We start from the raw sequence: 21,728 nt of genomic DNA, 5'->3' as shown, positions 1-21,728 counted from the left end.
ATTGCTTATCCGATGATGGTCAGTTCTTTCGGGAAGGAGGTGAGCACCTCGACGCCATCCTCGGTTACGATCACATCGTCCTCGATTCGTACGCCGCCTACGCCTTGCAGATAAATGCCGGGCTCGATCGTGAATACCGCCCCAGGCTGCAAAATATCCTGGTTCAAACCGTGGATGGATGGATATTCGTGGACATCCATGCCAAGCCCGTGACCCAAGCGATGTACAAATGCCTGTCCGTATCCTGCGTCATCAATCACTTTGCGAGCCGCTTGGTCAATCGAGCCATAGGTTACGCCGGGTTTTACGGTCTGAATACCGGCCAGGTTCGCTGCAAGAACCGTATCATAGATGTTGACGGCTTCAGGCTTCAGCTCGCCTACGGCAAAGGTACGGGTAATATCCGAAGCATAACCACCCGCATACACTCCCAAATCGAACATGAGCAGATCTCCTGCTTCAATCCGGCGCGTACCGGGAACACCGTGAGGCAAGGCGGTATTGGGGCCGGATAATACCATTGTGGCGAAGGACGGAGCATCCGCACCCATTTTTTTCATTAAGTACTCCAGCTCTGCCACAACCTCAATCTCGGTGACGCCGATTTTTACATGGGCCAGGCCTTGCGTCAGCACATCTTCAACCAGTCTCACTGCATGTTTGATGATCTTCACTTCATCGGCCGACTTTCGAATTCGGAGCTCCCGGAGTACAGCGCCAACATCCTCGATCCGGTTCGCGTTCACATGCTGCTGCAGCTGTTCATAACGGGATACGGTGAGCTGATCCTTCTCAACGGCCAGCGTACCGGCTGCGCCTTGAAACTGCTGCTTCAGCAAGAGATACGGATTATCGGTATCCTGATGCGTTACAATATGCTTAACCGTTGAAGCGGCCGCGGCTGCGTCTGCATCCAATGCGGGTACAATCAGCACCGGATCATTCACTGAGGAGAGGAGCAGGCCCAGAAAACGCTCATGGGGATCACTCGCAAATCCCGTCAAATAGTAAACATGCTTGGGGTCTGTCACAAGGACATGATCCCAGCCTTGTGTATTCATGGATTGTTGCAAACTTTGCAGTCGTTCGTTCATCCTGTTCATTCCTTTCTTCACCCGAAGACGGTTGTCATACCATTAATGTTAGGGTATCGCGTTCAATCGCGTAAGTAAAGTTTTCCTTTATTATGGGCTTGATCTTCCTATATAATGTTTTGGAGTAAAAAATTACATGCTATATGGGAGGAATTACACTCGAATGGATCCGAATCAAGTTCAGGAGAGTAACACTGCTTCAGCACAAGGCCAGGCACCTCAATATTTCTTAAAGCCGAGTGTTGAAGGGCTCGGAGGCTGGCTGGTTTTGGTCCAGATCTCCATTTATTTTTCATTGATCACGATCACATACTTGCTGTTTAATCATATTTTCCCGGTGTTTGAGCCGGAGATATGGAGTATGTTTACCGATAAGGGGTCACCTGCTTATAATCGTTCGCTTGTCCAGCTAATCCTTTTTGAGACCGTGGTTAATGTGGTGTTTGTTATTGCATTAGTCTTTGCTTTATTTTTGCTGTATCGCAAAAAAAGGGCGTTTCCCAAATTGATGATCGGTTATATTTTATTTAGTCTGCTGACCAGCATAGTGGACTATGTCGCAGTCAGCCAAATCGAAATCCTGGCTCAGGGGGATAATGGGACATTCATGCGTGAAGTTACCCGGTCCATTTTATACGCCTGTATCTGGATTCCTTATTTTATCCGTTCCAAGCGAGTGCGCAACACTTTCGTGAATTAATGCCGCTTGAAAAAAAAGAAGCGTTTTTCCGCTTCCTCTTGTACAATAGATCTCGTACAAAAAGATTACGCATCTATTCGGAGGTAGGACATCGTGACGCAACAATACCGTATCGATTATGCCGTCAAAGAGGATTTGCCGGCTATTGTGGACATTTACAATTCGACGATCTCAGGCAGAAAAGTAACCGCCGATCTGGAGCCGGTTACGGTGGAGAGCCGTATAGAGTGGTTTGAAGAGCACAGCAACGATTTTCGTCCGTTGTGGGTCATGCGGTCCGATGACGGGATGGTTGCATGGATGAGCTTTCAATCCTTTTATGGTCGTCCGGCCTATAACGGCACAGCTGAGATCAGCATATACGTAAACGAGAAATATCGCGGCATTGGTGCCGGCAGTATATTGATTCAGAAGGCAATCGAGGAGTGTCCGCGCCTTCACGTCAGTAATCTGGTCGGATTTGTATTTGGCCATAATGAACCAAGCCTTAAGCTGTTGAAGAAGTTTGGCTTTGATCAATGGGGGCTTCTCCCCGGGGTTGCGGAGCTTGACGGCATCAAGCGGGACTTGGTCATTGTCGGTCGTGCAGTTTAAGTGCTGATACGTTAATGGATGATTTATAGTTTGCCTTTAAGGGCATACAGACTAACATATCAAAAAGCTGTCCCTTTTGGTAAATGAGAGGACAGCTTTTTTTCATGTTGTTATGATATTTAGAGGGAGACCGCTCCCAGCCAACAGTCAGCAAGCCGCTCTATGCCTGCTTCAATCTCATCTTCTTTTAATCCGCCGAAGCCAAGAATGAATGATCTACGATCCGATTCGCTTTGCTCATTGGCAGGAAGCATTCGCGTATAAGCAGCGGAGCTTACGCGGATTCCCCTTGCTTCGGCTAACGTTTGCAGATCCTCTTCGGATAACGGATGGTTGAGATGAAGCATGAGGTGAAACCCGGAGCCTGTACCCGATATTTGAGCATGTTCACCAAAGTGACGTTGAATAGAACCGATCAGGCGATCATGCTTCCTACGAAGTATCATCCTCATTTTTCGCAAATGTCGTTCAACATAGCCCTCCCGCAAAAAGCGCTCCAGTGTCATCTGATTCAGCTTAGAGGCCGTACAGTCGAGAAAGAGCTGGAACTTTAATCGGTGATAATCCGGCAGCAGAACCTTCGGCAATATCATATATTGGACTCCAAGCGCAGGGGACAGTACCTGCGAGAATCCGCCCAGGTATATTACACGACTGTCGGGCATCAGCCCTTGGAGGCTCGGAATCGGTCTTCCATAGTATCGGAACTCACCGTCAGCGTCATCTTCAATAATAAAACCTCCAGTTTCTTGTGCCCATTGCAGCAGCGCCAACCTGCGGGAGATGGGCATAATGACGCCGGTGGGGAACTGGTGGGAGGGGGAGACGGTTACGAATGCTGCCCCGCTGCTCTGCAATTCATGCTGACTGATCCCATCCTCCAGCACGGGGATTGGAATGACATCATACCCCTTCTGCCGGAAAACCTCCGGCTGCTGTGGATAACAAGGGTTCTCAACAGCGATGGACTTTCCGTAAGGAAGAAGCAGTCTGCTGATCAAATCAAGCAGAGGGAAAGGATCAGAGCCGATAATCACCTGTTCAGGCGTACAGGCTACCCCGCGAAAATGTTTGGCATAGTCGGCAATCTGGCAACGCAGCCCTTCTTCACCCTGCGGATCCCCATAGAACAGCATGTTGGCCGTGCTGTTTTCCTGCAAGCAACGGTTATAGGCTTTTCTCCACTCGGTCATCGGGAAGTATTCGTATTCATTTTTGGACATATGAAAGTCATATTTAAAGTAATGGTGTCGTTTGAGTATAGGTCCCTTGGGATAAGCCGATTCCACGGGAAGCGCAAAAGGAACATCGGCTAGCCATTGCACAAAATATCCGCTCCGTGGCTTGCTCGCAATAAAGCCTTCAGCAAGCAGCTGCTGATAAGCCATTTCAATGGGGGTGGTGCTAATGCCAAGCAGCTCGGCAAGCCTTCGAACCGATGGGAGACGGCTTGCATGAAGCCAATGCCCGGCGGATATCTGTTGTTTCATATATCGATACAATTGTACATACAGGGGAACGCTGGAATCATCCAGCAATAATGTGATTTCTGTTTGATTTACCGGAACCTGTTTCATCTCATCTGTCCTTTATAAATATTCGAATCTGCGTATTTGGATATGGTCAATTTCTTGATATAGTATAAGGGATTTTTAGTTCCAGAGGAAACGGGAGGTTACAATCGACATGAACTCATCTATAACAAATACGAAGCCGGTACGGTTTCTTGAAGGCGAGCGGATCTACTTGCGTCCCTTTGGAGAAGAGGATACCGCAGAGTATTTTCAAATGCTGTTTAATCCGGAAATGCGGCGGCTGACCGGGACGAAGCGGGCTTTTACGCTGGAAGAGGTACGTCGGTATATCGAGGAGAAATCCGGTAATCACGACACCATCCTGCTGCTAATCGCTTTATCGGATAGCGATCAGATTATTGGCGATATCGCGCTGCAGGATATCGATTACGTTAACCGGAATGCGAATATTCGCATCGCCCTTGATAAGGGCGAGCATCTCGGCAAGGGGTACGGACCGGAAGCCATCAAGCTCTTGCTTGAATACGCCTTCGGAATCCTTCATCTTCACCGGATCGAGCTGCAGGTGTTTGATTATAACGAGCGTGCCATCAAGGCTTATGAGAAAGTGGGCTTCAAGCGTGAAGGGGTTCAGCGAGACGCATTGTACTACCAGCATCGTTACCATGACTCTATAATAATGAGCATGCTGGAGGAGGAATACAGGGCGCTGTATCACCAAGGGCAATAGCATCCTGGCTGCCTGAGAATGAAGTTGCGTGCAAACCATTCGTGGTTTTCTGCATTCCAAACCTTGACCGGCATCCAGTAAACTTGGAATAACGTATGATGTAAAGGATGTGCGTGATTTGAAAGCAGAGATTCATATATATCAAGCAGAGCTGAAGGATTTGGATAAGGCAGCCTCTCTGTTTAATCAGTATCGTCAATTCTATAAGCGAGAAGATGATTTAAACGGGGCCGAGGAATATATCAGGGAGAGACTGACTCGAGGCGATTCCGTTATGTATTTAGCGGATTACAATAGTGGGGGAACCCTGGTCACGGCTGGCTTTCTGCAGTTATATCCGTCCTTCTCATCGCTATCGATGTCCAGGTTGTGGATCTTGAATGATCTATACGTGGATTCCGAATATCGCGGACTTGGTATCGGAAGGAAACTGCTCCATCAAGCCCAAGCGCACGCCCTTCAGACCGGAGCTAAGGGGCTGACTCTGTCCACGCAGCTTCATAACGTGACTGCTCAGCAATTGTATGCATCCGCAGGGTATGTGCAGGATGAAGAATTTGCGTATTATTATTTGGATTTATCATAGCGAAAGGTCATCAACAACAAACAAAGACGATACTCCAGAAGGAGTTATCGTCTTTGTTTGTTATTAATATATCGAGCGTATTTTGCGGAAAACCTCAACCCGGGCAATTTTAAGTTCCCACATCTGGTCGAGCAGCTTCCGCTGTTTATCTTTATCATCCGTTGCTTTCAGTTCATTGTAAAGGGCAAACATGCGGTCATTGATTTGGTTCATGCATTGCCACAGCTCATGTTCCGTGCATTCCTCCGACTTCGCTTGTTTCTCGCCCTGAGGTTCCTGCATGTGGCGAAGTGTACGAACAATGTCCGCTTGCCACTTCCGATCTTCCAAGCGTATAGCCAAGCTGAGAAGATCCAGATAATCATCAAGGGTCAGAGATGTCGGTTCTTTATCGCATGGATCCAAGTTGAAAGCCCCCTTAGCAAACTCCTAATTATCTTTATACCAAGTATTATACTTGGAATTATGAGTTTTTCAAGAGAAAAAATAACGAGTATATTGTTACTCAACTTTCGCACCCGGAATATTGACTCAAACCCTTGAGGGCGCAAGAAGAATTCAATATATTTACTCGTCGGTGAGGGGGATATTTTGAGAGAACATATATCAGATCATGCATGGTCAATTTGTTGAGAAATTGGTAAGATGAGGATATTACATATATAGGTTGTTTGATATTATCGCAAAAAACATAACAACCAGGTTCTTCTTTAAAACGTTCGTGGAGGTTGACAGTGAGTAAAGCAATGATGGAAAACGAGGGGAATGGACTGCGCCGCAATTATAGATTGTACAGCAGGGAGTCAGGATCGTCACTGACTTACCGGGTTCGCAGTAAGATTTCTGCAAGCGAACTGGCCATCGTATACGCGGTCAGATGCGAAGAGAAGGATATGAAGTTCGTGATCAAGGAGTTCTTCCCTAAATCGTTAGTACGTAGAGGGAAAGATGGCAGCTCTGTACGCCGGTTATCGGGAGTGCCGGATGATAAGTATGAAGCTTTAAGGAATGCATTTATTAATGAAGGAAAGATTTTGAAGGACTGTGAGCATCCCGGTATTGTCCGCTTTATGGGTCAATTTGAACAAAATGAGACCGTCTATATTGTTATGGAGTTTATAGAAGGGGTTACATTGGCAGAAATGATTGAGGGACGTCCAGATAGAGTTGAGCCCGGCTTTCTGTACAAGACAATGCTTCCCTTGATTGAGACGCTGGAACATCTGCATAAGCAAGGAATCATTCATCGTGACTTAAAGCCGGGCAATATTATCATTGATCACCAGAGGCGCGCAAAGCTGCTCGATTTCGGTTCAGCCATTCGTTTTGACGGCAGCGGCGGCTACCCGATTCTGACAACAGCCGGGTATTCGCCACTCGAGCTTTATTCCGAACAATCTCGTCAAGGGCCGGTAAGCGATATATACAGCTTGGCTGCATTGTTGTATTATTGCTGCCGCGGCACGGCGCCCACAGATGTTCGCAAGCGATTGTTCGATGATCGGCTGGAGCCGATGGGCACGGGGTTGAAGCGCCGTTGGCCGTTTCTGTCCCGAGCCATCCGACGCGGCTTGATCGTTGAGCCGGACAAACGCTGTTCTTCTCTTAAATGGTTCAAGGCTGCGATTACGATGGAATATGTGACTAGCCCGTCTGCTCGCCGGTGGATTCGTTCCGGATAAAAATATTTGTAGCCGGCTTAATGGCCTTGTAACGCAGCTCGATTTCAGTTATACCGTCCTCGAATGTAATGTACAATTTGTCATTATATTCGAGGATTTCTTTTTTATTCATCGGCAGCGGCGTACGGTTGCGAACAAGTGAGCAACGTGATGTGTTCTTTACGATCAGCTTACCGTCTTTGCCCGGGGTGAATACAATTTGTTGCGCTTCCGGAAGCGGCTCATGTACATCAAGGCTCACGAACAGCTCCAGCAGACTTACCTTACGTCCCCCAAAAGAGGTGAGCGGCCATGATTTGACCGGCACTTCACTGCCGCTGGCCGTTGCCAGAAAATATCCTTCCAGCTTGCCGGCAAAGCCCGGCTTCGGACGCAGCCACATAAATAAACCGGCGGCAATGGCAAGAAGAACAATTCCTCCGGCGATAGACCATTTAAGCACCGTGTATTTCGATTTGACGTTAACGGTTAATATCGCCGTAGCCGAGCCGCCTTCCGAATCGGCAGCAGTTACCGTAATTTGGGTCTGCCCCGTTTGAAGCGGAGACAAAAGCAGTTCCCCGTTCTTAAGCTCAGGGGTCAGCATTTTATTTGGCTTGTGGCCGCTGTTCATGGTGTAAGTTAAATCATCCCCGTTCTCATCAAGGAATAAATCGTTCATGTCCAGTACGACTTGACCATCTTCTTTGATGACCTCTAGTTGTTCTCTGCCGTGGACGGAGGGCGCTATATTCACAATATTCTGATCTTGGACGATACTGTGCCGATAGAAGCTCGGACCATCCATTTTTACCTGCCATGTGTATTTACCTGAGGTGGAAAAGATGTATTCCGCATAAAAGCGTGTGCCCTCGTTCTTCATATCTACAACAACTTCCTTATTCGTCTCCAGATTCGTCACGACAAGCTGTCCTTGCAGAGACTGATACACTTCCTGCTCCATTAATTGCTCATTTGTAGCCGGATGGATGAGATAAGCCTCGATACCCGTAGGCTGACCCTTGATGGCGGCTTTGCTCGTGATTGCCGCTTTGGCTTCCAGCTCATAGCTTCCGAGCAAATTTATTTTTACAAGATCCCCTGATGTGCCCCTAAATTTAAGCTTGGCCGTGCCTTTCTTGGGCTGAGATACCTTGATCAGCGTGTAGCTCCCTGACTTGAACATACGTATATTCTCTGAGCTGTAGAAAAGCTGCGTCTCCTTGAGTGGATGCTCGGAAAGCAAAATAATGTTGGCTTCTCCCATACTTGAATTGGGAATGTCGACTTGTACCTCTTGCAGCTGCCCCGTCGCCGTAACGCCAGCTACCGGAAGCAGCACGGATCTCATTTGCGTCGCGAATATCCGGTTGAAAATTTCAGGCAAATCGTCAGCACTGCTGGTCATATATGAGGCGCCGCCAGTTTCATTCGCGATGCGCTCCAATTCCTCAGGATTGACGGTGCCGTCGTGGTTCAGTCCGATCGTGTAGATCGGGTATCCATCCTTCTTCGCTTTTGAAATAGCTTTGTCTACGTCCTTAGCTGAATCGGCAGCAGTTCGTTGAGACCGGGAAGCTGGCCCAAAATCTGTTTCTCCGTCAGAAAGAAGAATGACGAACGGCTTACGTCCACTGCCCTCTCCTTCAGACGACTTGGATGAGATCAAGTTCCCGCCTGTGTTTAGTCCTAATCCTAAATCGGTATATCCGCTTCTGCGGAGTCCGGCTATTTTTTGTTTGAGCTCTGTCTTATTAGCCGCTACCGAAATGGAGGTTAGCGGTTTGGAATCCACAATTTGATGATTGTAGGCTACAAAGCCGATTCTCGTCCGGCTCGCTTCACTCATGTCCATGAACATATGAATCACTTCGTTCGCCATTTTGTTAGGGTCAGCATGATTCATAGAATAGCTTGTATCCAGAACAAAGACCGCATCAAAAGCATCGGTGTGATTTTTTTGTAAGGAATTTGCAGAAACAGGGAATGGATTGTGAAAATTTGTCGTAAAAAACATGAAAACAAAAATCAGGATAAAAGTCCTAGTGAATAAAAAAGTGCCTGGAGTCTGTTTTTGCCTTTTTTTCTTCATTTACCGATACCCGCCTTATGTACTATATAGTATTGGAATAGAGCGGAAATAGTCGCTCAAATATGTATATTCAAACTTATATCGGAATTGGGCCTTGTTTATTGTATATTATTCCAAAAAATAGGTCTTTGATTGGATATATTTTCCTCATGTGAATGAATGAAAGGTTCTTAAGTCCCTATATTCATCATCAATTCAAGATATTGACAATTGATAGGAGCGATGTTTAATATTACCCTCGAGACCCGGGTACAGTGAAACTCGTCCCGGTCATACGACCCAGGTATCCCGTACAATAGTCGGATATCGTCGAAAAAATAAGTAGTGCAAGCGTCCGGCATGGGAAAGAATCCGGGGTCTTCATCAGGCCGGCTGCGCTTTTTAGAAACGGGAGGAGGAATAACGACAATGGATATTATCAATCAGACCAATCGAACGATGCTGTTCGAAGAGATCAATCCCGAGAAGCTGGACCTGATCACCATTGTGGGCGATGTTAAAGGCATTGATAGTCTGAGCGACGACAAAATCAAGGAGATCAATAGCCAGCTTTTAGTGCGAAACTTCGATGAATTTTTGGACAAGTTCTCGCCGACGGTGTACTCATTTTTCAATGCGGCTAACCAAAAAGTCGTCTACATGCTGAAGAAGCCCGATGGAATCGCCGAGGAGGCGATTTCCGAAATCCGGATTGATCAACACAATGATTTCTTGAAAATGCTGTTCACACTGATCGACACGAAACGCAGCCAGGGAATGACGAACGTCGATTTCAAGTTTGAGCATTTGCTCGACATGATTTCGCCGAAGAAGGTCATGGATGACATTCGTCAGGTTCGTAAGGAAATCCATTACATGTACGGACAATACGAGAAGCTGGATGACGAGGATCCGAAAAAGCTGGATATGGGCGACAAACTGAACGCGATGTTCGAAGAGGCGAGTGCCAATTACAACAACGTGATGGCTATGCTTCCACTGGCGATCGAGGATATTAAGACGCGTCTGCTGCTCGGCAGCTCCAACGAGGAAAGCGATTCCGAAGCGGTGCAAATCGGGATGCTGACGATCGGGGAGAGCGGGGAGTTAAAAATCATCGAGGCTCCGAAGGGGGACAGCACGGAACTCGTGCTGCTGGACGAGAACAGCTCCAATGGTTTGGCAGTTGTCTTCGAAGACGATTACAACTCCATCACGGAAACTCCATCCGGTTATGTTAAGGATTTGGTTGTACGAACCTTTAGTCCGCTGCCGGCGGTAAGCACGGAAGTGAATCTTGAGACAGAGGTACAGAACTACAACACGTATTTGGAATTCTACAAAACGGCCAAGGATGATTTTGTCAAAACCGTGAAGCCGCTGGTGGAGAAAATTCTCGGCGTCAAAATGTTTTTTGATCAATATGCCGTCAAGAACAAAGGGATGGCACCTTCGCTGCTCGTGACGAATACGAAGCTGGACATGATCGTGAAAAGCGCCAATATCCCTCGTTTGGAGACTTATTTGAACACGGTCAACTCCAAGAATGATTTCTCGGATACGATCTGGTTCGGCATCGTCCCTTCCGTAGAGCTGGAGAGTGCCGGCAAGGTGAAGGTAACCCGCGAGCGCTTCAAGGGTAACGAGAAAATTGCCAAGCAGGACGGCAACACCATGGAATCCTTGTCGATGCTCATGCAGGTTGTCAAAGACTTCAAGGTGCAAATCTTCTTCAGCTTCGAATCGGGAGAAGAGACGACGTTCAACAATATGGCTACTGCAGGAATCGATAAATACATCGATAAATGCACGCCGCTCCTCCGTAAAGAGTACAGTGAATATGCAATTCCATGTATTCCGAACTTTACGGTCATTCCGAAGGAAAAGTCGGGCGTAATCATCGATAGCCGCATGGTTCAGACCGAGAATGGAGCCCAGCTCTCCAAGGAAAAGGAAGACATACTCAAGCTCTGGATCGAGGGTGTTTATGTTGGGGCCTCGTATGTGGCTGCGGGTATCGTCTCAGCCTATCAATGTCCGGAGTACTTGAAGGAATCCTTCAAGAACACGAGCAAAGAGTTCCCTGGCGTTCGTTTTGACATTGAAGCTGGCGAGAACAGCCTGCGGGCGGTCACGACGATGGCGAAGGAAATTACCGGATTTACGAATACGATCAAGGATTCGATTAACCGGAAGAACTTCGGCTTTATTTTCTCCTCGGAGAACGCTCAGCTGCAAGGCAAGGATATCCGCCGGATTACGGTGTACAAGGCGAGAAGCCTAGCTGCGTCGGAGGACGGGTTCGATTCCATTTACAAAACACTGGTCAGCACATACATAGAGCGGATTCTTCGCTTCCAGACGGCCGACTTCAAGCATGAGAACATCATTAAATTTTTCAGTAACAATCCGAGCAGCCAGAAGAGCATGTGGCTGGCCAAGCGCGGTTTCATAAATTCAATTATTCATGACGGCGATGACATGAATTATGTGATCGACGAGAAGAACAACCTGTGTCACATTGATCTGATCTATAACGGCAATGTGAAGAATTTGGAAGTTATGATTACCAAAGGCACCAGTCCAGTCAAAGCCTAAGAGGGGAAATTCAAAAAACAACTTTTGATCACGAAGCGGGAACTGAGGGAATACTCGGCATCGAATATTGAATTCAGCCGAAACTTCCGGTGCTCACGTAGGTTTTGCCTACGCTCCGCTCCTCAGTCCCTAGCTTCATTCAACCTTCTCGGTGCTGAAGCATCAACTTAATCTGTATGTGGGAGACGATCCTTCAACGGTTCGTCTCGTTACATAAATTTTGGGCAAGAACATCTGCCCGAACAAATAATTTCACTTATGCTAAGGAGGATTTACGTATGGGATTCAGATTGAAGGTAGAAGGAGCCGAAACGATCGAGCTCGGATTGGACAACATTCAGAAAGTGGTTTATGACACGGATACACCGGATGATTCAAATGCTAGATCAACTGATGTTGGTTCCACATTGAAAATCAGCGGTAAAATCATCACTGCCACGGACGGTGACAAAGCGGATGACACGCTGAAGCTGGCGCTGTGGTCTTTGGTTCCTGCAGAAAAGGCGGATTGCTACCGTAAGCTGACGCTTGAAGTGATCGCAGCGGATCAAGTGGTTCGGGAAATTACATTCCCTAACGCTTTTGTGGTGGATTACAAAGAAACATTCGGCGACACCGAAGGTGTAGGTACTTTCGAGCTGTACGTGAAGCAGAAGAAAGACAAAACCGAGTTGGCTAAGCTTAACGGCGGTTACGACGCAAGCAATTAATTCATTGCACTCATAGTACCAGGGCAGCAAGTAATCTCAAGGGGCCAGGCCCCTTGAGATTTACTATACCTTGTGCGAACGCCCACTTGAGATAAGAAAGGCTGCAGTAGTGACAACCTGCCGACAGTGGGAAAAAGCACGAAAGAAAGTCAGGTGCTCTTTGATCAGGCCGATAAAGGCATAAGCGAAAGCGGGGAAATCGCGTTGAATGGTACCGATTACTACACAGAGCTCGGAGTTTCTAGGCAGTCCACGACAGCCGAGGTTCGGCAAGCCTATCGCAGGCTGGCCAAGCGTTATCATCCGGACGTCAATCCCGGGAATGCAGAAGCGGAAGCCAAGTTCAAGCTGATTGTCGAGGCTTACGAGACCTTAAGCGATGAGCAGCTTCGTGCAGCTTACGACGAGAGGCAGACTAGTGCCAATCCATCCTCAGGGCAGCAAAATGGCAGGTCGCAGGCAGGACAGGGCGGACGGAAATCGTCTGGCACATCGTCGGCGAAGGTGGAGTCGGAAGGCTTTGATCCAGCTGAGATACACAAGCAATTCGAGCAGTTTTTTGGCATGTCGTCGCCCAAGGGGCGGTCAGATTCGCAGGATAAGGAAGCAAACGATAAGAATCCGCTGGATACTTCAGCGATGTTCAATCAATTTTTTGGCTATAAAAAATAACCGATATTGCCTACATACATTGACGGGGGGAGCGACTTGAAGCCGGAGAACCACAAATGGATTACACTTATTGATCTGTTGATATACGGAATATTAGCCGGTATGGTGCTGTATGCCCTGCTCCGTCCTTTGCATTATACATTGCAAATGTCCATCGTCGCGGCATCGGCCGTGATTGCAGGCGTGTTGATTTGGACCAGTGGTCGTTCCAACGATAAACCACAGGTAGCGAGGGAAGCTGTCGTGAAAATCGTGCTGCTCGATGATGACGGAGAGCGCGTGAAGGAATGGTACGTCAAGGGAGAAACCTCAGTCCTGATCGGAAAAAACACGCAGCGCGGCGAGGTTGACATAGATTTGTCGGACTGCGAGTATGCGTCGCTTGTCAGCTCCGAGCATGCTGTCCTGAATCGTGTTGGCGATCAGTGGTTCATTGAAGATGCGGATTCCCACAGCGGGACAGGTATCCGTAAAGCAGGACGCAGCGAAGCGAATCGGCTTGTTGTCGAAGAGCCTGTAGAGATTGGTACAGGGGATATGATCTTTATTGCTAATACGCGATTGTTAGTGAAATAACGGAGAACACACTTACCTACAAATGGGGGATTGAATCGAAGATGAGCTTGACGAGATGCCTGAATGGACACATGTTCAGTACGAGAAAGCATGGCAACACTTGTCCATATTGCAATACGACGCTAGAGCAGCCTTCGCGGAACGAATCACGCAGACCCCAGGTCGCGGAGGATATGGAAGAGAAGACGATGCCTTATCTGGGGGAGACGACGGGAATTCAGCCGGTAACCGGCTGGTTGGTATGTGTCGAGGGCCCGCAGATGGGACAGGATTACCGTATTATGGCTGAGAAAAATTTCATCGGCCGCGCGGAGGAAATGCAGATTCGGCTTATCGGGGATAACGCGGTGTCCAGACGCAATCATGCCGTGATCGTCTACGATCCGAAGAAGCGAAATTTTTATTTGCTGCCGGGCGATGCCTCAGGGCTTGCTTATCACAACAACGAAGCGGTATACACGCCGGCTGAGCTTAACGCCTATGATTTAATCCAGCTCGGGCGCAGTAAATTTGTATTCGTGCCTTTATGCGGACCCCATTTTGAGTGGGATAACAGTTAAGAACGGATGGTAACGATGGAGGATTTGAGTTTTTTCGAATCGTACGGAATCGTTGCGGCTGCACTGATCACCGTCGCCGTATTGCTTGTTATGCGGCAAAAGCTGCGTACGAGCCCCGCTGTAGAAACTACGCCCGAGAATAGCGAACTTCTGTATATTCCAGACATTATTGAAACGAACAAAATTGGGAATGCCCAGACGATCGGCAAGCGGGAAGAGCAGGATGATTACTTCTCAAGCTCGACAACGAAAATCGGTACGATGGCTGTGATAGCCGACGGCATTAGCGGGTTGTCGCATGGACGAATGGCTAGTACGCTGGCCGTTACGGTGTTCTCGAGAGAGTACTTAAAGGTGGACGATCCGGCGGATATTCCCGAGTATTTTCACAAAGCGGCACTGATCAGCAACCGGGCAATCCTGGAGCAGCTTGGCGGGGAAACCGGAGGAACGACGCTCGTCGTGGGCATCGTGTCCGGAGGATTACTGCATTGGGCTGCGGTTGGAGACAGCATGATTATTCTGTTTAGGGATGGCGAATTTATTCCGATCAATTCCAAGCATACCCTGGAGACGGTGCTGGAGGAAAAGTATCTATCCGGCGAAATCAGCAAGGAGGAAGCCAAGGAGAATCCGAATCGCAACCAGTTGGTTAACTATTTGGGATATGGCGGTTTTAAAAGCATGGAGGTTGGCGATCCGGTATCCTTGCAAGCAAATGACACGATCATTCTGTGCAGTGACGGGGTTTATGATGCGCTGACCGAGGTAGAGATGGAGCAGATATTGATGCGGGGCTTGCCGCCGCAGGATGCCGCGGAAGAGATGATCAGCTTGATTGAGCGCAAGAGTTACAAGCATCAGGACAATGCAACGGTCATTATTTTGCAAATGGATTAACACATCATTATTCTCGCAGCAGGTCGGGGGAAACGGAGGAACACATGAGAAAGGAGAACAGCGATTTCAAGACCGCATTTGTCTCCGAAGCGGGTTCGTATATCGACAACAGAGATTATTTTGCCTTCGTGGAGCTTGAGGACATGGCTTGCTACGTTATTGCGGATGGTCTCGATACGGATCGAGAGGCACATAGCGCAAAAATGGCAGTCAGTGTCATCCTGGAGAATTTTATGGAGAAGCCATCCTTGTCACGGAGAAAAATCCGGCAGGATTTGGAGACAGCTCATGAGTGGTTGAAGTTTGAAAGCCGCAGAGTCCGGCTTAAAGCCAGCGTGCTCGTTGTTGTGACGAATTATACGCGGATGGTGTGGGCGACCTGTGGCCATGCGCGATTATACCATTTTCGCGGCGGTCGGCTGAATTTGCGTTCCAAAGATCAGAGCCTGGCGCAGTTGCTTCTGGAGGACGGAAGGGTGTCCGAGGAAGGATTTTCCGGCCATGAGGAGCGAGGAAATTTGTTGAGTTATATGGGGCGGCCAGATCGTTTTGAACCCTATATTTCAAATAAAACTCCGCTTTCGGATGGAGATGTGCTTCTTCTGTGCACACCGGGAATTTGGGAAGAGGTCGAGCTGCCGGAAATGCTCGATGCACTGGCGGAATCGAGTGATCCCGACAGCTTGACGGATACGCTGGAGGACATTGTCCTCAGCAAGCAGCAGCAGACGGTGAACAATTATACTGCAGCCGCTGTTTACGCTAATAAGACGTTTATCGAGAAGCCCAAAAACCGGAAGAAATGGATCATACGCATCGCAATACTGCTGCTCACCATGGTGATCGCCGGGGGAGGCATCTGGTATGCGAAGGCTAGACAGGCGGCTAAATTGGCCGAGACGGTCGTGCAGATGACCGAGTTTGAGCAGGAGGGTGACGAATACGCATCCGCCAGCGATTACCCCAAGGCGCTTAAGGCTTACAGTGAAGCGAAGAACGCGGCCAGCAAGCTGAAGGACAAGCTGCATTTCCAACTGCTTCGCAACAAGCAGCGCGTGGCCCAAGCCATGACGGATGGGGACGAATACGTGAAGGACGGCAGCTTCGATATGGCACTGGACAGTTATACAAAAGCGCTGGGTGAGGCGGAGAAGTACAAGCCGTTCAAGGTAGAGGATATTCAGGCGCGAATCGAGCGAAGTGAGGCGGTCGCCAAGCTGACAGAAGTCATAAAGGAAGGTGATATCCACTTCCAGAATCAGGATTACACCAGCGCGCTTGAGACATATAAGAAGGCGTACAGGGCAGCGATTGAAGCGAATTATCCGAGCGGTCAGAAGCAGTTGGAGACGAAGATGGAAGAGACCGAGGGGAAAATCAATACCATTTATCGGGAGACCAAAACGCTTAAGGCCGACAATTTGGAGAAAAAAGGTGACCGCGCGTTAGCCGCACTGGATTATAACGCCGCCATTGAGGCTTATTCGCTGGCCCAGGAAATTTACCAGGAGATCGACAAGCTGGAGCGGGTGCTGGCGATGGAGCGGAAAATTGCCAAGGCCGACGAGAAGCGCAATCCCATCGTGCCTGCGGCGGGACAATCGGATTCGTCTTCGCTCCCGGATGGAGGGATGCCCGTTTCGGGCATGTCCGGGATGAACGATTGGAATGAAATGAACGGACAGAATGGCTCAAGTGGAAATAACGGATCGTACGGGAGCAATGGATCCGGCGGGACTTCCGAGTGGAGCGGTGCTTCAGAATCAAACGTGGACCGAGCCACTAGAATCGAAGGAAGCGAGGATCAAGCTTCAGGAGGCACGTCTTCGCCTGATGGATCAACTTCATCAGGACCAAGTTCGGTGAATCAGGGTACAACCGCTGGATCTGAGGAGTCAGGAGCAAGCCCAGCAAGTTCTACGAGCGACAGGCAGGATCGGTCAGCTACGCCGGAAGGAGGCGGGGGATCATGAAGGATATCGTGATGGATCGGCTTAGTAAAATGGAGGATTTGCAGCAGCGCCGGGTGCTTCGCAATCTGATGAGCGGCGTGTTCCTCGGCTTGGTCGAATACCAGGAGGAGCTGAACCGCCAGATTGAGCGGCGAGTATTCGAGGAGGTCGGCAATCAGGACAGCAAATACGATGTGTATGTGGGGATGTGCCGCCGTGAGGAATGGGATCCACTGCACGAGTATTTGTTCCCGATGATTACAGAGGATACGGAGCCGCGCAGGATTGATCTGCATCATTTGGTTGCCCGTCTAAACGAAGGAGAAAAGCAGCCGTTATTCTCCTTGTTTCTGGAATGCAAATATCCAATGATCCAGGAGCTGCTCTACAGTGACCGGACATTTCGCGGAGAGCTGGTTACGAATATGGGCCGTCATGTCATTCAAGTCAAGCTCGAGCGAAATACCGCATACATACGAGAAATCGAGAAGCTGTATCATGTTTTTCTAAGCAATGGCCTGCCTTGGAAAACGATCAATCATCCTTACGCTTACAAATTCGTGAACGTCGTATTGATCGGGGGGGACGTACAGCTGGCGGTAGAAGAGGAAGTTCAAGAGATCACCGTTCATCTGGAGGAATACGAAGCATATAAAAGAACGGATCTAGTTCCGCTCTGGAACATTCAGCGCCTGGAACTGAAAACGGGAGGATTCCCGGTTCCGGCGGCTGATCGCGTGAATTTCGAGCATGCGCTGCCGCTGCGCAAAAGCGGGCTGCAGCATGGCTATCTGGTCGACACCAACGACGACAGCATTCGTTACATCAAGCGTTCGCCGGAAGAACTGACCGTTGTATCGACGCGCGATAAATCGGATTCCTGGCAGGTATTGATGGTGGTGGAGCCGGTTAGTACAGGCATGGGCAAGCTGAGTTACGCACTGATGTCGAACCGGCAGCGGGACGATTTCATCAGCAATTATGGCCGCAGTCAAGGACAGGTCGTTCGCTCCAAGGGCGAGATCGTGCGGATTATCCACTCTTTTGCCGTATCGGAATGGCTGGAGCTCGTGGATGTAGAGATTCGGCCCCCTTCCGCTAATAACGCACTGACCTATGAGCTGAACCGGTTCATTACGGATGAGGTTCGGGTGGATAACGGAAAATGGCGGATGTGCCTGAAATTCATCTACCGGGAATCCGGCAAGGAGTTGGGCTATTTAGCCGAGGATATGATGAGCTTTTTGGTGTCCCAAGTCCAGATGTCATTCCCCGAATATCGCTGTGAAGGAGAATGGGCTTGAATTACATTTGGGATTTGCTCGTTCAGGCGCAGGAATCCGGAATTCATAAGCGGGATGTTACTTTCCTTCCGGCCAAGGTGTATTCGCCATACATGGAGCTTAGCTTAGAGGATTTAAATGCCGTTGCGGGCGAGCAGGTCGAGGTTGAGGTCAACCCGTTCTATCGATTCTCCGATGTATTCCGCGATTTGCTGAACATCAACTTGACGGAAGATGAGGAGATCCGCCATACGCTGTTTGATATTCTGATTCATTTCCTGGCGGAGCTGGACTTCATGCAGGGCATGAATAAGCGGGAATATCACATACGATTCGTACTGCGGGATTTGGAAGCCGGGGCGTTCGGTGAGCGGGTAAAGGAGCGGATCGGTCTGTTCGAGCGGGATGAACGGGAGTGGATCGCCTGCGCAATCCTCCGCATGTATGACACGGGAGAGACGCTGAACCTGCTTCGAAGCACGGTAAGCCGAATTTTTCGTCGCTCGACGATTTATGTCAACAGCGAGGAGAAGGATGAGATGCTGTTCTACATCGGCCAGAAGAAGACGGAGCTCGCCGGCCGGAAGCTGGAGCTGCTGATGGAGCTGTTCCTCCCGGTTCGCTACCGCACCGAGGTGTATTGGGATTGCCATGTGGGGATTATCGATGCCGCGGATACAATGATCCAGGATCGCATCGCCATGTATTAGAGAGAGGTAGTTTCTCAGTCCTGACTTCACTCAACCTTCTAGGTGCTGAAAATTCGACTTTTTGAACAGGTATTTTTTAAGGATGCCCCTAACCATTTTGGAGGAGGAATTGATCAAGCATGAAGGGCTATAAACTGTACACGGATTCCACCAGCCAACAGCGGGTGCGCGGGAAGGTTTCATATACGCAGGATGAGCTTACGGAGATGACCACCTTCCAACTGCGGAATATTTGCTACCGGGAACGGCTCGTAGAGGGGCTTAGCCATCGGCTGGACCGGGAAGAAATGATCCGCGTCATCCTGAAGTATTTGGGCGCGGACGAAGAAATGTTCATCGGCCCTTTCTGCGAAGGCGGCTTCGAGCGCGTAAAGACGGTGATGCGCAAATACATGCAGGCCTCGCTTCAAGGGGACGGGGGCATTCGCGTTCCGGCCCGCATCGTCATTTATCCAAACATCGCCATCGATAAAAGCGACGGCTATAAGGTGAAGGCCCCTGCGGTATTAGCGGAGTCCAATGTACTGCTCGTCAACGACCGAATGGAGCTCTGCGGCATTCTTAATTTGCGCAAAGAGGAGGGCGAGGCGGGCAGCTTTTATTTAGCAGCGGACAGCAGTATGGAATGGCAGCGCACGTCCAATCGCCAGTACAGCCTGTTGTTCCTACGCAAGCGTGATTCGGAATACGTGTATAAGGCGTATTACCAGGCGCAGGCGCTGCCGCCCGTTCAAATCCAATATTATAAAATTCCGCTGGCTGAGCTGGACATACGGGAGCTGCAAAAGACGGATGCCGTGCTGGCGATCGATTTCGGTACTTCCAATACGACGGCCGGCGCTTTTTTATACCACGGGTACGCGCAGTCTCCGAGCAGTCTTGATGTGTTAAACGGTCATATTCGCTCCAATGAAGTGAATTTCGTGAAGTTTCCCGATCCGACGTACCGAAGAACGGAATGGCTCGAGGCGCTGCCTACCGCGGTCAGCGTAGCTGATTGCTCAGACCCGGCAGCGGTAAAATACCAGTTCGGCCATGAGGCGTTGTTGAATATCCGCCGCAGCAGCTACAGCAGTAGGGCCTCGGTATTTCAGGGGCTTAAACGCTGGGTGAACAGCTATAACCAGCCAGTCGAGATTATGGACAGCGAAGGAAATACGGCTTCCGTACTGCGGCGGGATATCATCCAGGCGTATTTGAAATACGTTATCCAGATGGCGGAACATCAATTCAAATGCAAGTTCAAGAACCTGCATTTCTCGAGTCCCGTCAAGATGAAGGCTCCGTTCCTTAAAATGTTCGCCGAGATTTTGCCGGATTATCGAATTGAGCAGCAGGAGGCGCTGGATGAGGGGATGGCCGTACTGTACAACACAATTGCGGACGGCCTGGAACGGAATATATTCATGGAGGGGACGGAGTATAAAGCACTCGTGATCGACTGCGGGGGCGGAACGACGGATTTATCTTCCTGCCGCTTCCGCGTCGAGGACGGGCATATGTCCTACCGCATCGTGATGGATGCGACGTATGAGAACGGGGATACGCATTTTGGCGGCAACAACATTACATATCGCATTATGCAGTTTATGAAAATCATATTCGCGGATTATTACACAAGCGGGCGGCGCAGAGTGACGGATATCGATGATTTGATTGATATTCCGGCAAACGATTTGTTCCGCGAAGTGGATGAGAACGGCGTAGCCGCAGTGTATACCGAACTGGAGCGGCGTTATCGTGAGGCGGAGGCGATGATTCCGACCGCCTTTGCAATGTACGAGAATCGCTCGCGGGACGAGTATTACCGGGTTCGCGGCAATTTTTATTTCTTGTGGGAGATTGCCGAGGGTATGAAGGAACAGTTTTTCCGCAAGACCGGAATCCTGAGGAACCGCTTCGACGCAGAGGAGGACGACAGCCGGGATAACGATCTGCAGATCACAACGATGGAGCGATGGTTCCTGTCGGTGCTGCGGGGCGGTGAATTGAAGGATGAATATGAAATTCCGAATGTTGTGTTCAATATCAAGGAAATTACCCAGCTGATCAAAGGGGATATCTACGAGGTGCTGCGCAAATTTCTGGATGGATTCTACCAGGACGGCGTGCTGGGCGAGTATTCGATTATTAAGCTGACAGGTCAATCCTGCCGGATCGAGGTGTTTCGCGAGGCGCTGAAGGAGTTTGTACCAGGACGGAGCATCGAATTCCGGCAAAAACCCGTCGAAGGCCGTGTTCCCGAGCTGAAGCTGGCCTGCCTGCGCGGAGCGATCCGCTATTTGAACGCCCGGAAGGCCGGCGTCATCGAGACGAGCATTACGAATCATGCCGCTGTCATCCCGTATTCGGTTAGCGCATACACCCATGACCGCCGCGAGCTGGAGCTAATCTCCAGCCTGGAACGGACGAACCGGGTGCTGGGCTTCATCTCCCGGCCTTACCACACACAGGAAGTGGAGTTCCTCCTGCGGGGATCGGACGGCGTGCTGCGGCACAGCTATGTGTACCATAACCGGATCAAGGACTATGAGTCCGTGAAATATGAGGATATCCAGGCGGTCTATCAGGATAAAATTCCGCAGGACGATACCGACTCTATCGTGAACGGAGAGACGAAGTATTTCGTCTTTGCGGATGACAATCACTGGGGCTTTCACGTGCTGCCGATCGCCCGCCAGGACGAAGGGCTGCTGCTCGGCCGCAAGGAGTTGTTCCCGTTCGAGAATGAGCGGTCGGAGCTGGACTTTTTTGACGGGATGAAGTAGGGGAGTGTGCTTCTAATCTTTACTTCCA

19 protein-coding genes are annotated in these 21,728 nt (G+C 49.5%); 15 read left to right on the top strand and 4 right to left on the bottom strand.

The window, feature by feature from the left end; genetic code table 11:
• Nucleotides 1–5: 5 nt before the first annotated feature.
• Nucleotides 6–1,094 (bottom strand): Xaa-Pro peptidase family protein, encoded by a 1,089-nt coding sequence (locus MKY48_RS27115; protein ID WP_339293560.1) that lies wholly within the window; start codon nucleotides 1,092–1,094, stop codon nucleotides 6–8.
• Between the two features lie 163 nt (nucleotides 1,095–1,257).
• Here MKY48_RS27115 and MKY48_RS27110 point away from each other — a divergent pair, with 163 nt between their 5' ends.
• Nucleotides 1,258–1,794: a DUF2569 domain-containing protein gene (locus tag MKY48_RS27110; RefSeq protein ID WP_339291706.1), complete on the top strand. Its 537-nt coding sequence runs from the start codon at nucleotides 1,258–1,260 to the stop codon at nucleotides 1,792–1,794.
• Between the two features lie 93 nt (nucleotides 1,795–1,887).
• A complete protein-coding gene (locus tag MKY48_RS27105) occupies nucleotides 1,888–2,388 on the top strand; it encodes an N-acetyltransferase family protein (protein WP_339267624.1) in 501 nt (166 codons plus the stop codon).
• Nucleotides 2,389–2,507: 119 nt separating this feature from the next.
• Here the strand turns inward: MKY48_RS27105 and MKY48_RS27100 are convergent, their stop codons facing one another.
• Nucleotides 2,508–3,965 (bottom strand): PLP-dependent aminotransferase family protein, encoded by a 1,458-nt coding sequence (locus tag MKY48_RS27100; RefSeq protein WP_339291705.1) that lies wholly within the window; start codon nucleotides 3,963–3,965, stop codon nucleotides 2,508–2,510.
• 109 nt (nucleotides 3,966–4,074) lie between these two features.
• On the opposite strand from MKY48_RS27100, the gene MKY48_RS27095 reads away from it, so the two are divergent.
• Nucleotides 4,075–4,653, top strand: coding sequence for a GNAT family protein (locus MKY48_RS27095; protein WP_339291704.1), 579 nt, complete (start codon nucleotides 4,075–4,077; stop codon nucleotides 4,651–4,653).
• A gap of 109 nt (nucleotides 4,654–4,762) precedes the next feature.
• Entirely contained in the window at nucleotides 4,763–5,239 is a 477-nt protein-coding gene (locus MKY48_RS27090) for a GNAT family N-acetyltransferase (RefSeq protein WP_339291703.1), read from the top strand.
• A 63-nt stretch (nucleotides 5,240–5,302) separates the two neighbouring features.
• Here the strand turns inward: MKY48_RS27090 and MKY48_RS27085 are convergent, their stop codons facing one another.
• Nucleotides 5,303–5,644, bottom strand: a complete 342-nt coding sequence (locus MKY48_RS27085; protein WP_098748625.1) for a hypothetical protein — start codon at nucleotides 5,642–5,644, stop codon at nucleotides 5,303–5,305.
• A gap of 329 nt (nucleotides 5,645–5,973) precedes the next feature.
• On the opposite strand from MKY48_RS27085, the gene MKY48_RS27080 reads away from it, so the two are divergent.
• On the top strand, nucleotides 5,974–6,921 hold the full coding sequence (locus MKY48_RS27080; protein ID WP_339267617.1) for a serine/threonine-protein kinase: 948 nt from the start codon (nucleotides 5,974–5,976) through the stop codon (nucleotides 6,919–6,921).
• Here MKY48_RS27080 and MKY48_RS27075 read toward each other — a convergent pair.
• On the bottom strand, nucleotides 6,884–8,806 hold the full coding sequence (locus MKY48_RS27075) for a VWA domain-containing protein (protein WP_339291702.1): 1,923 nt from the start codon (nucleotides 8,804–8,806) through the stop codon (nucleotides 6,884–6,886). The genes MKY48_RS27080 and MKY48_RS27075 overlap by 38 nt on opposite strands.
• 594 nt (nucleotides 8,807–9,400) lie before the next feature.
• On the opposite strand from MKY48_RS27075, the gene MKY48_RS27070 reads away from it, so the two are divergent.
• The 10 genes from MKY48_RS27070 (at nucleotide 9,401) to MKY48_RS27025 (ending at nucleotide 21,700) form a co-directional block, all read left to right on the top strand.
• Nucleotides 9,401–11,569, top strand: a complete 2,169-nt coding sequence (locus tag MKY48_RS27070) for a transcriptional regulator (protein WP_339267613.1) — start codon at nucleotides 9,401–9,403, stop codon at nucleotides 11,567–11,569.
• Nucleotides 11,570–11,847: 278 nt separating this feature from the next.
• A complete protein-coding gene (locus MKY48_RS27065; protein WP_339267612.1) occupies nucleotides 11,848–12,279 on the top strand; it encodes a membrane-associated protease 1 in 432 nt (143 codons plus the stop codon).
• A 126-nt stretch (nucleotides 12,280–12,405) separates the two neighbouring features.
• Nucleotides 12,406–12,951: a DnaJ domain-containing protein gene (locus MKY48_RS27060; RefSeq protein WP_339267611.1), complete on the top strand. Its 546-nt coding sequence runs from the start codon at nucleotides 12,406–12,408 to the stop codon at nucleotides 12,949–12,951.
• 36 nt (nucleotides 12,952–12,987) lie between these two features.
• Entirely contained in the window at nucleotides 12,988–13,527 is a 540-nt protein-coding gene (locus MKY48_RS27055) for an FHA domain-containing protein (RefSeq protein ID WP_339267609.1), read from the top strand.
• Between the two features lie 41 nt (nucleotides 13,528–13,568).
• Complete coding sequence (locus tag MKY48_RS27050; RefSeq protein WP_076324588.1) at nucleotides 13,569–14,087, top strand: FHA domain-containing protein; 519 nt, start codon at nucleotides 13,569–13,571, stop codon at nucleotides 14,085–14,087.
• A gap of 15 nt (nucleotides 14,088–14,102) precedes the next feature.
• Nucleotides 14,103–14,987: a protein phosphatase 2C domain-containing protein gene (locus MKY48_RS27045; RefSeq protein ID WP_339291701.1), complete on the top strand. Its 885-nt coding sequence runs from the start codon at nucleotides 14,103–14,105 to the stop codon at nucleotides 14,985–14,987.
• Nucleotides 14,988–15,031: 44 nt separating this feature from the next.
• Nucleotides 15,032–16,960 carry a serine/threonine protein phosphatase gene (locus MKY48_RS27040; protein ID WP_339291700.1) on the top strand — a complete coding sequence of 643 codons (1,929 nt, stop codon included), beginning with the start codon at nucleotides 15,032–15,034 and terminating at the stop codon, nucleotides 16,958–16,960.
• On the top strand, nucleotides 16,957–18,243 hold the full coding sequence (locus tag MKY48_RS27035; protein WP_339291699.1) for a normocyte-binding protein: 1,287 nt from the start codon (nucleotides 16,957–16,959) through the stop codon (nucleotides 18,241–18,243). The genes MKY48_RS27040 and MKY48_RS27035 overlap by 4 nt, the downstream gene beginning before the upstream one ends.
• Nucleotides 18,234–18,932: an iron-dependent peroxidase gene (locus tag MKY48_RS27030; RefSeq protein ID WP_339291698.1), complete on the top strand. Its 699-nt coding sequence runs from the start codon at nucleotides 18,234–18,236 to the stop codon at nucleotides 18,930–18,932. Before MKY48_RS27035 ends, MKY48_RS27030 begins: the two co-directional genes overlap by 10 nt.
• Before the next feature lie 119 nt (nucleotides 18,933–19,051).
• On the top strand, nucleotides 19,052–21,700 hold the full coding sequence (locus tag MKY48_RS27025) for a molecular chaperone (protein ID WP_339291697.1): 2,649 nt from the start codon (nucleotides 19,052–19,054) through the stop codon (nucleotides 21,698–21,700).
• Nucleotides 21,701–21,728: the final 28 nt, after the last annotated feature.

Source organism: Paenibacillus sp. FSL W8-0187, from assembly GCF_037969755.1.
Taxonomy (GTDB): Bacteria; Bacillota; Bacilli; order Paenibacillales; family Paenibacillaceae; genus Paenibacillus_AQ.
The sequence above is the reverse complement of the archived record's forward strand: the minus strand, read 5'-3'. Positions and strand labels throughout refer to the sequence as shown.

Excerpts from the sequence above, each read along its gene's own strand:
- MKY48_RS27115 (WP_339293560.1), bottom strand. The coding sequence starts at position 1,094 with ATGAACGAACGACTGCAAAGTTTGCAACAATCCATGAATACACAAGGC.
- MKY48_RS27110 (WP_339291706.1), top strand. The coding sequence starts at position 1,258 with ATGGATCCGAATCAAGTTCAGGAGAGTAACACTGCTTCAGCACAAGGC.
- MKY48_RS27100 (WP_339291705.1), bottom strand. The coding sequence starts at position 3,965 with ATGAAACAGGTTCCGGTAAATCAAACAGAAATCACATTATTGCTGGAT.
- MKY48_RS27095 (WP_339291704.1), top strand. The coding sequence starts at position 4,075 with ATGAACTCATCTATAACAAATACGAAGCCGGTACGGTTTCTTGAAGGC.
- MKY48_RS27075 (WP_339291702.1), bottom strand. The coding sequence starts at position 8,806 with ATGAATCATGCTGACCCTAACAAAATGGCGAACGAAGTGATTCATATG.
- MKY48_RS27070 (WP_339267613.1), top strand. The coding sequence starts at position 9,401 with ATGGATATTATCAATCAGACCAATCGAACGATGCTGTTCGAAGAGATC.
- MKY48_RS27065 (WP_339267612.1), top strand. The coding sequence starts at position 11,848 with ATGGGATTCAGATTGAAGGTAGAAGGAGCCGAAACGATCGAGCTCGGA.
- MKY48_RS27050 (WP_076324588.1), top strand. The coding sequence starts at position 13,569 with ATGAGCTTGACGAGATGCCTGAATGGACACATGTTCAGTACGAGAAAG.
- MKY48_RS27045 (WP_339291701.1), top strand. The coding sequence starts at position 14,103 with ATGGAGGATTTGAGTTTTTTCGAATCGTACGGAATCGTTGCGGCTGCA.
- MKY48_RS27040 (WP_339291700.1), top strand. The coding sequence starts at position 15,032 with ATGAGAAAGGAGAACAGCGATTTCAAGACCGCATTTGTCTCCGAAGCG.
- MKY48_RS27035 (WP_339291699.1), top strand. The coding sequence starts at position 16,957 with ATGAAGGATATCGTGATGGATCGGCTTAGTAAAATGGAGGATTTGCAG.
- MKY48_RS27030 (WP_339291698.1), top strand. The coding sequence starts at position 18,234 with ATGGGCTTGAATTACATTTGGGATTTGCTCGTTCAGGCGCAGGAATCC.
- MKY48_RS27025 (WP_339291697.1), top strand. The coding sequence starts at position 19,052 with ATGAAGGGCTATAAACTGTACACGGATTCCACCAGCCAACAGCGGGTG.